At 68.4% G+C, this 10,445-nt stretch carries 10 protein-coding genes; 3 read left to right on the top strand and 7 right to left on the bottom strand.

Annotated features, from left to right (window positions below; all coding sequences use genetic code 11):
* Positions 1-599 (bottom strand): peptidoglycan-binding domain-containing protein (locus tag B2284_RS02590; RefSeq protein ID WP_286697143.1); only part of this gene is annotated, 599 nt, incomplete at its 3' end.
* Between the two features lie 323 nt (positions 600-922).
* Here B2284_RS02590 and B2284_RS02585 point away from each other — a divergent pair.
* Positions 923-2,281, top strand: a complete 1,359-nt coding sequence (locus B2284_RS02585) for an MATE family efflux transporter (RefSeq protein WP_338122009.1) — start codon at positions 923-925, stop codon at positions 2,279-2,281.
* Between the two features lie 106 nt (positions 2,282-2,387).
* Complete coding sequence (locus B2284_RS02580; RefSeq protein ID WP_160126158.1) at positions 2,388-3,209, top strand: serine hydrolase; 822 nt, start codon at positions 2,388-2,390, stop codon at positions 3,207-3,209.
* A 94-nt stretch (positions 3,210-3,303) separates the two neighbouring features.
* Here the strand turns inward: B2284_RS02580 and rplI are convergent, their stop codons facing one another.
* From rplI to B2284_RS02550, 6 genes are all read right to left on the bottom strand, one after another.
* Positions 3,304-3,750, bottom strand: coding sequence for a 50S ribosomal protein L9 (gene rplI, locus B2284_RS02575; RefSeq protein WP_006944736.1), 447 nt, complete (start codon positions 3,748-3,750; stop codon positions 3,304-3,306).
* Positions 3,751-3,770: 20 nt separating this feature from the next.
* The gene (gene rpsR / locus B2284_RS02570; protein ID WP_006944621.1) at positions 3,771-4,007 is read right to left on the bottom strand and encodes a 30S ribosomal protein S18; all 237 of its coding nucleotides are present in this window, start codon (positions 4,005-4,007) and stop codon (positions 3,771-3,773) included.
* A 128-nt stretch (positions 4,008-4,135) separates the two neighbouring features.
* Positions 4,136-4,798 (bottom strand): single-stranded DNA-binding protein, encoded by a 663-nt coding sequence (locus B2284_RS02565; RefSeq protein ID WP_062256943.1) that lies wholly within the window; start codon positions 4,796-4,798, stop codon positions 4,136-4,138.
* A gap of 32 nt (positions 4,799-4,830) precedes the next feature.
* On the bottom strand, positions 4,831-5,118 hold the full coding sequence (rpsF, locus tag B2284_RS02560; protein WP_038569923.1) for a 30S ribosomal protein S6: 288 nt from the start codon (positions 5,116-5,118) through the stop codon (positions 4,831-4,833).
* 213 nt (positions 5,119-5,331) lie between these two features.
* Complete coding sequence (locus B2284_RS02555; protein ID WP_006944687.1) at positions 5,332-6,699, bottom strand: hypothetical protein; 1,368 nt, start codon at positions 6,697-6,699, stop codon at positions 5,332-5,334.
* 27 nt (positions 6,700-6,726) lie between these two features.
* A complete protein-coding gene (locus tag B2284_RS02550) occupies positions 6,727-8,889 on the bottom strand; it encodes a transglycosylase domain-containing protein (RefSeq protein ID WP_006944793.1) in 2,163 nt (720 codons plus the stop codon).
* A gap of 441 nt (positions 8,890-9,330) precedes the next feature.
* Between B2284_RS02550 and B2284_RS02545 the strand changes: the two genes are divergently transcribed.
* A complete protein-coding gene (locus B2284_RS02545; RefSeq protein WP_040014517.1) occupies positions 9,331-10,320 on the top strand; it encodes a GTP pyrophosphokinase in 990 nt (329 codons plus the stop codon).
* The last annotated feature ends 125 nt before the right edge of the window (positions 10,321-10,445 follow it).

Genomic DNA, 10,445 nt, shown 5'->3' with positions numbered 1-10,445 from the left:
GCGTACAGACCGTTCTGCGCCTGGAACGAGACGACCCCTGCACGAGTGGCCCGCCCGAAGATGCCGTCGACCTCGACTCCGAGCTTGCTCTGCAGCACCTTGACGAGCGCGTGCGTCGAACCGAAGCGCAGCGTCGTGGTGTTCGCGGAGCACGTCGTCGGCGTGGTCGGAGTGGTCGGCGTTGTCGGAGTGGTCGGCGTTGTCGGAGTCGTCGGCGTCGTCGCCGCAGCGAGCTTCGCCCACGTCAGCTTGCCGACGATGCCGTCGGCGTACAGCCCGTTGCTGCGCTGGAACGACTTGACCGCCGACAGCGTCGCAGGGCCGAAGATGCCGTCCGCGTTGACCTGGAGCTGCGCCTGGATCGCCTTCACCGCTTCCCCACGGGAGCCGAAGAACAGGACGGGCTTGACGGTCGGTGTGGTCGCACTCGGCGTGGTCGTACCCGTGCCGGGTGCGGCCATCGCGGGCGCGGCCGCGACGAGGGCTCCGGTGGCCGGGATGGCGAGCGCCACCCCGGCTCCGAGGCCGGATCGAAGAGCGAGCTGCGGGCGCACGGTGCGCTCGCGTCTCCTCATGTGCAGGGGAGCATGTGTACTCAAGTGAGCAGCCTTTCTACGGTTTTCGCGTTCCAGCGCACCGCGTCTCCAGGGTGGAGACGCACGCCACTGCCACACCCTCGCCAGCCCCCGCTCACAAAGGTGCAGGCTTCACTCTGCCCGAGCGTTTCCTGAGTGTGAAATGAAAGTTGCCGACACGCCCGGTAAATGCTTGACTCGACGCGCGCCGCGCGAGATAAGCGGCCACGACGCCCACCTGGATCTTTTCCCGTCGTTCCGCGTAGTTTCGGGCCAATACCAGGAGCCAGGGGGCTCCGCCGAGCAGGCGCGCCGACGCGGTTGCACGAGAGGACATTTTTTCTCATATGATGAGACGGGCAGCGCGAGAAGTGCAGGAAACCGACTCCCTGGGGCCCCAGATTCGCGCCCTTGCCGTGCCGGCCTTCTTCACGCTCGTGGCCGAGCCTTTGTTCCTCATGACCGATTCGTCGATCGTCGGCCACCTCGGCGTCACGCAGCTCGCGGCGCTCGGAGCCGCGAGCGCCGTCCTGCTCAGCCTCACCGGCATCTTCGTCTTCCTCGCCTACGCGACAACCGCACTCGTCGCACGCCGCATGGGCGCGAACGACGAGGACGGAGCGATCGGGGCGGGCCTCGACGGCGTGTGGCTCGCGTTGGCGCTCAGCATCCCGCTCGCCGCCGCGACGTTCGCCGCAGCGCCACTCGCGGTGCGCGCGATGACCAGCGCGCCTGACGTCGTGGACGCCGGCGTCACATACCTGCGGATCAGCGCCCTCGGCATCCCGGCGATGCTGGTCTGCCTCGCAGCGCAGGGGCTGCTCAGGGGCCTACAGGACACGCGGACGCCGCTGCTCGTCACCGTCACCGGATTCGCCCTCAACGCGGCGCTCAACGCCATCCTCGTCCTCGGTCTGCACACCGGCCTCGCCGGCTCGGCCGCCGGCACCACGGCCGCGCAGTGGCTCATGGCGCTCGCCCTGCTCGCCTCGATCGGCCGACGGGTGCGCCATCTCGACGTCCGCCCCCACCCGGGACGTGTCCTGGGTGCGGCACGCGCCGGGGCGCCGATCCTCGTGCGTACGATCGCGCTGCGCGCCGTCCTGCTCCTCACGACGGCCACCGCCGGGTTGTTCGGCCCCGGTACCCTCGCGGCGCACCAGATCGCATCGACGATCTTCACCTTCCTGACGTTCGCGCTCGACGCCGTCGCCATCGCGGCGCAAGCGCTCGTCGGCGAATCACTGGGCCGCGGTGACGCCTCACGCACCCGCGAACTGACCGCGACGCTCACTCGATGGGGTTGGCGCTGCGGACTCGTCGGCGGTGTGGCGACGCTGGTTACGGCGTGGTGGGTGCCCCTGCTGTTCACCTCCGATGCGACGATCGCGCACACGACGAGCGCCGCCCTCGTCGTCATCGCCCTCGTGAGCGCACCGTCGGGCGTGCTGTTCGTCCACGACGGTGTGCTCATGGGTGCCGGGGACGGCGCGTTCCTCGCCCGTGCGCAACTGGCGCTTCTCGTGGGCTACCTGCCGCTCGTGTGGGTCCTGAGCACCTCGCGGGATGCCGTCACAGGCTGGGGGGACGCGGCGCCGCTCGTCGCGGTCTGGGTGATGTATGCGCTCTACCTGCTCGCGCGCATGGCCGTGCTCGACCACCGGCGTCGAGGCACTGCCTGGATGCACCTCGAGAGCGCCGGCTGACGCCCCGGTCCCGCCGGCCCCGATGCTCGCGGGGCCGCGAATGCCACATGGGCCGCGCTCACCCACTATCTTGAGGTCATACGCAGGCATCTCTCAGGGAGTTCCCATGACGCACGACCTCGATGATCGACTGCTCACGAGTCACGGCGTCAGCCGCCGGACCGCACTCACCGGAGCGCTCGCACTGGGCGCCACCGGCGCCGTCTCGACGCTCGGGGCGACCCAGGCCTCGGCCACCACGGTGGGGCTCTACGACAAGATGCACGCCATCGACGCATCCACGACCGGCGGGTTGTCCGTCGCCGTGCACGATCGGCGCAGCATGCGGGTGTGGCAGTACAACGCGCCGTTCCGCAACGAGTGCGCGAGCATCGTCAAGGTGCTCATCCTCGCGGCCGTCTGCTCGCGCGCCCAGAAGGCGGGGCGCGGCCTCACCGCGTGGGAGAAGAGCCAGGCCTCCCCGATGATCCGCGTCAGCGACAACAACGCGGCGACGAACCTGTGGCGCAGCGTCGGCGGCGCACCCGCGGTGCAGGCCGTCGCGAACAGCCTCGGCATGACGTCGACGCGCGCTGCCGGAGCCTGGGGCCTGACGACGACCTCCGCCTACGACCAGATCGTCCTCATGAACGAGATCAGCTGGCGCGGCAGGCTGCTCAACGCCGCCAACCGTGGCTACATCCTGACGCTCATGGGCCAGGTCGCGGCGGATCAGCGTTGGGGCGTCGGCTCGATCGGCACGAGTCAGGTGAAGAACGGCTGGCTGCCCTACGCCGGTCTGTGGCGCGTCAACAGCATCGGCCACGTCGGCGGCAACCGCAACCACACGCTCGCCATCCTGCAGCGCACCCCGACGATGGCGATCGGCACGTCCGTCGCCAACCGCGTCGCCGCGACCATCCACGCGCACCTCGCGACCGCCCTCTGACGCACGCACGACGAAGCCCCGCCCACGGACGAACCGTGGCGCGGGGCTTCGACGTCGCTCCGCCCCGGACGAGGCCGGGGCGGAGCGGTGAGGATCAGGCGCGGGCGACCTTGACGTCGACCGTGGCCTGCACCTCGGGGTGCAGACGCACGAGCACCGAGTACTCGCCGAGCGAACGCATCGGCGTCGTGATCTCGATCTTGCGCTTGTCGACGGAACCGGCGCCGGCTTCCTTGATCGCGTCGGCGATCTCACCGGTCGTGACGGCGCCGAAGAGGCGGCCGTTCTCGCCGGCGCGAGCCTTCAGCGTCACCTTGGCGTTCTCGAGGTTGCCCTTGACGGACTTCGCCTCTTCGAGCGTCTTGATGGAACGCGTCTCGCGAGCCTTCGTGATCGAGTCGACCTGCTTCTGGCCGCCCTTCGTCCACTCCGTGGCGAGGTTGTTGCGCAGAAGGTAGTTGCGGGCAAAACCGGGCTTGACGTCGACGACGTCGCCGGCCGTGCCGAGCTTGGAAACCTCGTGGGTCAGGATGACCTTCATGTCGGTGTTCCTTTCCTCGATCAGCGAGCGGAGCTCGAGTAGGGAAGCAGAGCCATCTCACGCGCGTTCTTGACGGCGTTGGCGATGAGGCGCTGCTCCTGGACGGAGACACCGGTGACGCGACGGGCGCGGATCTTGCCGCGGTCGGAGATGAACTTGCGCAGCAGCGCAGCGTCCTTGTAGTCGATGTTCTCGACCTTCGCCGCCTTCAGCGGGTTGGCCTTCTTCTTGGGCTTGCGCACAACGGGCTTTGCCATCGTGGTGCTCTCCTTCTATGAGAGCCCGAGTGGTGACTCGGGATAGCGAGTGTGTGAGTGGCCGGCACGTGCGTGCCGGGCCGGTGGGGCGTCATCGTCGTGGTGACGCCCGGTAAGAGGAGGAACGATCAGAACGGGGGCTCGTCGTACGACGGGCCGGTGGACCAGCCACCGTTGCCGCCGCCCTGCGAGCCGTTCGACTGGCCGCCGGCGTTGCCACCCGAGTTGCCGCCGAAGCCGCCACCCGAGTTGCCACCGGTCGCCCACGGGTCGTCGGTCGGGCTGCCACCGAAGTTGCCGCCCTGAGAACCCGAGTTGCCGCCGAAACCGTTGCCACCGCCGGAGTTGCCCCCGAAGTTGCCCTGGCTGACGTTGCCGCCGCCGTTGCCACCTCCGAAGTTGCCACCCTGGCCACCGCCGGAGCGCTGGGTCTTGTTGACCTTCGCCGTGGCGTACCGCAGCGACGGGCCGACCTCGTCGACCTCGAGCTCGGTGACGGTGCGCTTCTCGCCCTCCTTCGTCTCGTACGAACGAGACTTCAGACGGCCGGTGACGATGACGCGCGAGCCGCGCTGGAGCGACTCCGAGACGTTCTCCGCTGCCTCGCGCCAGATGGAGCAGGACATGAAGAGCGCCTCGCCGTCCTTCCACTCGTTCGACTGGCGGTCGAAGACGCGCGGGGTCGAGGCGATGCGGAAGTTCGCCACGGCAGCGCCGTTCGGCGTGTAGCGCAGCTCGGGGTCGGCAACGAGGTTGCCGACCATCGTGATGTTGACGTCACCTTGCGCCATGGGTGGTTCCTCCTACTGAATGTGGGGAGTTCTCAGGCGTCCTTGCGCAGGATCTTGGTGCGCAGGATGGACTCGTTGAGTCCAAGCTGACGGTCAAGCTCTGCAGCGGTGGCCGGGGTCGCGTTGAAGTCGACCACGACGTAGATGCCTTCGGACTTCTTCTTGATGTCGTAAGCCATGCGGCGACGGCCCCAGACGTCGACGTTGTCGACGGTGCCGCCGTCCTTCGTGACGACAGAGAGGAACTTCTCCAGCGAGGGCTGGACCGTGCGCTCGTCGAGCTCACCGTCGAGGATGATCATCATTTCGTAATGACGCATGCGGTAACCCACCTCCTTTGGTCTCAAGCGGTCACGGTCTCTCCGTGACAGGAGGGTTGCAGCGTTGCCGCGCCCTCTCGTCGTCGCACGCACCACGATGGCCCATCGAGCCGTCGGGGAGCACGCGCCGGAGCCACAGGTTGTGGATGAGACGGCACGAACCCCACAAGACTACCCGTAGCCGTCACCGGCGACCAATCTCTGTGGATGAACTCAGGCTGACGCGGCGTTCGCGTGCTGCCGAGCCGTGAGGCCGGCGCGGCGGCCGTCGTCGCCGTCCTCGGATGACGCGACGGTCGACGAACGCGTCGCGCGGATCGCCGCGGTGACCAGGTAGACCAGCCCGACCAGTCGCACCAGGGTGAAGAAGCAATACCAGCCGGAGGGCAGCGCCTTCGCCATGTTCGAGGCGCGCGCGATGAACCCCCACACGGTGATGAAGTAGACGAACTCGGCGCCCGCCCAGACGAGGTGGTCGCGCCACGGCAGCGCGCTGAGCGCGATGAGCGGCAGGACCCACAAGCACGCCTGCACTGGCAGGGCACGCGACGTCAGCATCACCGTGACGAGCATGAGCAGCGCGATGGGCGCGAGCGGCAGCCGCTCACGACCCTGAGCGAGAATCGCCCCCAGCGCGATCGCCGCGATCCACCCGAGCACGGCGAGGCCCGTCAGGACGGCAGGTGACAACGTCACGCCCGCGAAGCTGAGGATGTACCAGAGCGAGCCGTACCCGGCGCCCTGCTGGCGCCAGGCGGTGAACGCGGTGAACGGGTCGCCGCCCCACACGGCGATGACGGCGAACATCGCGACGCACGTCGCGCCCGCCCCGACGAAGAGCGCGAGGGCGCCCTTCGTGTGGCCGCGCACGAGCGCGACGACGAGCGCGGCCGCGAGGACGGCGCCGAGCGTCGGACGCGTCAGGAGGGCGCCCGCTAGCGCCACCCCCGCGAGCGGGAAGCGCGAGCGCTCCCAGGCCAGCAGCCCGGCTGCGACGAGGGCCACACCGAGCGCGTCGAACGAGATGAGCGCACTCGTGATGAGCACCGGCGACAACGCGATGTGGGCAGCCACCCAGGGGCTGTCGGGTCGCGACGCGGCACTCGCGCACACGGCGAGGGCGATGAGCAACGCGACGACGGCGGCCCCCCACGCGAACATCCCCTGCTGCAGCCGCAGCTGCGAACCGCCGGGCACGATCGTGCGCACGAGCCAGGTGATGAGTGCCGTCAGCGGGGGCTGGCCCTGCATCGTCGGGTTCGACCACGGCGACGATCCGGCGGGCGCGGCGACGGCGACGGGCAGGTCGGAGTAGCAGGCGCGCCACAAGGATCCGGGCGTCGCCCACCCCGTCGAGACACAGTGGTTCTTCTGCAGCACCCCGAGCGCGACGAAGACCGCGCTCAGCGCACTGAGGACAGCGGCGGCCGGGCGCCACCCGCGTCGCCCGACGACGGCGTGACGCCCCAGCGGCCCACCGACGACGTGACTGGCCTCCGCGGCCACCGGGTCGGTGCGCGTCGGGGCTCGACCCGAGCTCGGAGCGGTCGTCGGGTGCGCAGGCGTGGCCGTGTGCGTCATGGGGTCAGCCTAAGCGGGGGTGCCCGGTCAGCGACTCGCCGAGGCTCCCGGGGATGACCGGCCGCTCGCGGCGGCCGATGACGCCGCCGTCTGCGGCGGGCTCGTTTCACGTGAAACAGCCGCGCTGGAGGAGGCCGGCAGCGTCGCGTCAGGCGCCGTCGACCCGGACAACGCCGGGCCTGGGGCGTCCGTCGCGTCGGGCTGGGTGGGCTGGACGTTCGACTGCGTCGGCTCCGGGTAGGGCTGCGACGCGGCGCTGGAGGGCGCGGCGTACGTCTTCGTCGGGGTCGGTGACGCAGACGTGGACGCCGACTCGGGCTTGTTCTCGTTGTAGTACGAGCGCTTGGGCAGTTGCGTCTTCTTCTGCCCCTCGAGGGCGGCATCCATGAAGTCGACCCACACCTTGCGCGGCAGACCCGCGCCGTAGACGTCGCTCGCCGTCACACCCGGCAGATTCTGCATCGGCTGCGCCGTCTTGCCGTCGGTGCTGTAGTACATGCCGACACTCGTCGTGATCTGGCCAGGCGTGAAGCCGTTGAACCAGAGGTACTTGTTGCCCGAGGCCGTACCTGTCTTCGACGCCATGGCGCGCCCGAGCTCGTCCTGCGCGCCCGCCGCGGTGCCGTAGACACCCGTCTTGCCGAGCGCCCACGTGAGGTCGTCCGCGATCGCCTTGTCGTACACCCGCTTGCCCTTGGTGTCGACGGTGTAGGAGTACTTGCCGTCGAACGACTTCACCGTCGAGATGAGGTGTCGGTCATGGAACACGCCGCCGGAGTTGAGGGTGTTGTACCCCGTCGCCTGGTCGACGACGCGGCTGTCACCCGTGCCGAGGACGTTGAGGATGTTCGTGTCGTTCATCCCCCCGAGCGTCTTCGGCATGCCCGAGGCCTGCGCCGCCTCGAGCGTATTCGCCGGCCCGATCTCCCGGTTGAGCCGGACGAACGCCGTGTTGATCGAGTACGCGAGCATGTTGCTGATCGGCTGCCAACCCCACGACTCGTTCTGGTTGTTCTGCACGTACTTGCCGGCACCGATCGGCAGATAGTTGTTGCCGTTGTACTGGGTGTCGACCGACTTGCCGTGCTGCAGCGCAGCGATCGCGGTGTACAGCTTCATCGATGACGCGGTCTGCAGCATCGCCTGATCTGCGTCCGAGTAGGGCGACTTCACCGGGTCGTAGTCGGCGCCGCCATACATCGCGACGACGCCGCCGTCGTTCGCACGCTCGGCGACGAGGCCGGTGTGCAGCTTGCCGAGCAACGTGTCAGGCGTGTGCTTCTCCACCGCCGTGACGGCCGCGTCCTGCGCGCGCTTGTCGATCGTCGTCGTGATGCGCAGACCACCGCGGTCGATGTCCTCCTGGCTGAGCTTCAGCTTGCGCGACAGTTCGCCGCGGACGGAGGCGATGACGTAGCCCTGCGGCCCGTCCGCGTACTTGATCGGCTGACGCGGATAGAACTTCGGCATGACGGCCTTGTTGCGTTCCTCGGCCGTCAGCCACCCCATCTTGACCATGCCGTTGAGCGTGTACGCCATGCGCTCGTTGGCACGCTGCTCGGAGTTGGGCCCGACGCTCGGATCCATGTTCTCCGGGTTGTTGACGACGGAGGCGAGGAACGCGCCCTCCACAGTCGTCAGCTGGGAGACGTCCTTGTGGAAGTACGACTGCGACGCAGCCTGGATGCCGTACGTCCCGCGCCCGAAGTAGACGTTGTTGAGGTAGGCCTGCAGGATCTCGTCCTTGCTCATCTCCTGGTCGACCTTGAGGCTGATGACGACCTCCTTCACCTTGCGGGTGACCGTCTTGTCCTGCGTCAGGAAGTAGTTCTTCACCCACTGCTGCGTCAGCGTCGAGCCGCCCTGGCTGCCACCGTCACCGGTGAAGTCGTTGATGAAGGCGCGCGCGATGCCCGTCGGGGAGATGCCGCGGTTCGAGTAGAAGCTGCGGTCCTCGGCGGCGATGAACGCGTGTTGCACGTCGATCGGCACCTTGTTCAGCTCGACGGGGTCACGGTTCGTCGTCGTGAAGCGGCCCATCTCCGTCTTGCCGTCGGCGTAGTAGACGACGGAGACCGCCTGCGTCGCCTGGGCGTTGGCCTTGGGGATGTCGATGAACAGGTAGAGGCCGATGAACGTGAGCACGGCCAGCAGCACGAGGCTCGCGAGGGCGAGCAGGGCGGCGCGCACGATGCGGAACGGTAACGAGTGCGCGCTCTTCTTCTTGCTCCCCCGTCGACGCCGCGCCGCGGGACTCGCGCCCTGGGCGCCCCGCGCACCGGCGCGGGAGGTGGGTGCCTTGGGACTACCGCTGTTCGACGGACGCGACCCGCCCCTCGACGGGGGTCGCTTCGAACCGGAATCGTTGACCACGGACGTGCCTCACTTTCGCGCGACGCACGACGTGCGGCGTCATTCTCATCGATCAGCGTATCGAGTGGGCTCCCGCCGCGTCCTCGTGGTGGCTGTCAATGCCTGTGCGTGAGCCGTGCCCGGAGCGCCAGCGTCGGGGCAACAGGGTGGTGGAAGTGGCGACGTGGGCAGGCCGTCGGGCGCAGTGCGACGTCCTGTCGGCCGCGGGGCGCTGCCGGCAGGTGACGTGCGCGGGCTGCATCTGTTTGGATGCTCTTCATGAGCCGACGGTCTCTGGAACGCGCGATGGCGACGTACACCTCCCGCTATCCCCGCACGCGGCGGCGTACGGACGACATGGTGCGCAAGGTGCGTTCGATCATCGACGACGCCGGCATCAACTATCTGTCGATCACGGGGCGCGCGAAGTCGCCGGCATCGTTCTCGGACAAGGTCGCTCGACGTGCGAGCGAGTTGGGGCACACCGATTTCGATCCGGCGCTCGACATCACCGATCAGGTCGGCGTCCGCATCATCACGTACGTGCACAGCGACATCGAGCCCGTCGCACAGTTGCTCGCGGAGAACTTCACGGTGCTCGAGGATCGCGACATGGGTCGTGAGACGGCGAGCGAGGGACGGTTCGGCTACGCGAGTCGTCACATGCTGATCTCGAACGATCCGTCGGCGACGGCGTACGACGCGGCGCAGTGCATGTCGGTGCAGTTGCGCACAGTGCTGCAGCACGCGTGGGCGGAATTCGAGCACGACGCGCGGTACAAGGGTGACGTGCCGGCGGAGTTCGCGCATGAGCTGGATCGTCGTTTCACGTTGGCGGCGGGGCTCATCGAGCTCGCCGACCGTGAGTTCTCCGTCATTCGCGACACGTTGTCGAGTGGCCTCTCGCAGCAGGGTGAGGGCCGGTTCGAGGACGGGTTGCGCGTCGACGCCCGCGAGCTCGCGTCGTTCCTCGCGGGCCGGTACGAAACATCGGGCTTCGCCCGGCCGGAGGCGTACGTCGAGGCCGCGAACTGGTTGACGGAGCTCGAGGTGACGTCGATCCCGATGCTGGCTGACGAGCTGAAATCCGTCGACTCGGAACGCATCTCACGTTCGATGGGCTACCGTCACCAGCCCGGTGCCGTGCGCCGGCTCGAGGACGACCTCCTCGCGCGTTACCGCGAGCGTTTCGTCGAGCTACCGGCGAACGAAGAACGTCGCGATTCTCTTCGCGGCCGCTTGCAACGGTTGGGCCGTGTCGGAGATTGAGCAGGCGTGTGAGCCGAGTGATGCGCACCGAGGCGCTCACCCAGTGAGGGACAAGGGGTGACGCAGCGCCGACGTCCAACCCCGCCACGCTCCATCTCCAGGCTCAGAGACCCGCAGCCCCGACC

The organism is Dermacoccus sp. UBA1591 (assembly GCF_002322065.1).
Classification (GTDB): Bacteria; Actinomycetota; Actinomycetes; order Actinomycetales; family Dermatophilaceae; genus Dermacoccus; species Dermacoccus nishinomiyaensis.
Note: the sequence above shows the minus strand (reverse complement) of the source record. Positions and strands in the feature narration are given on the sequence as shown.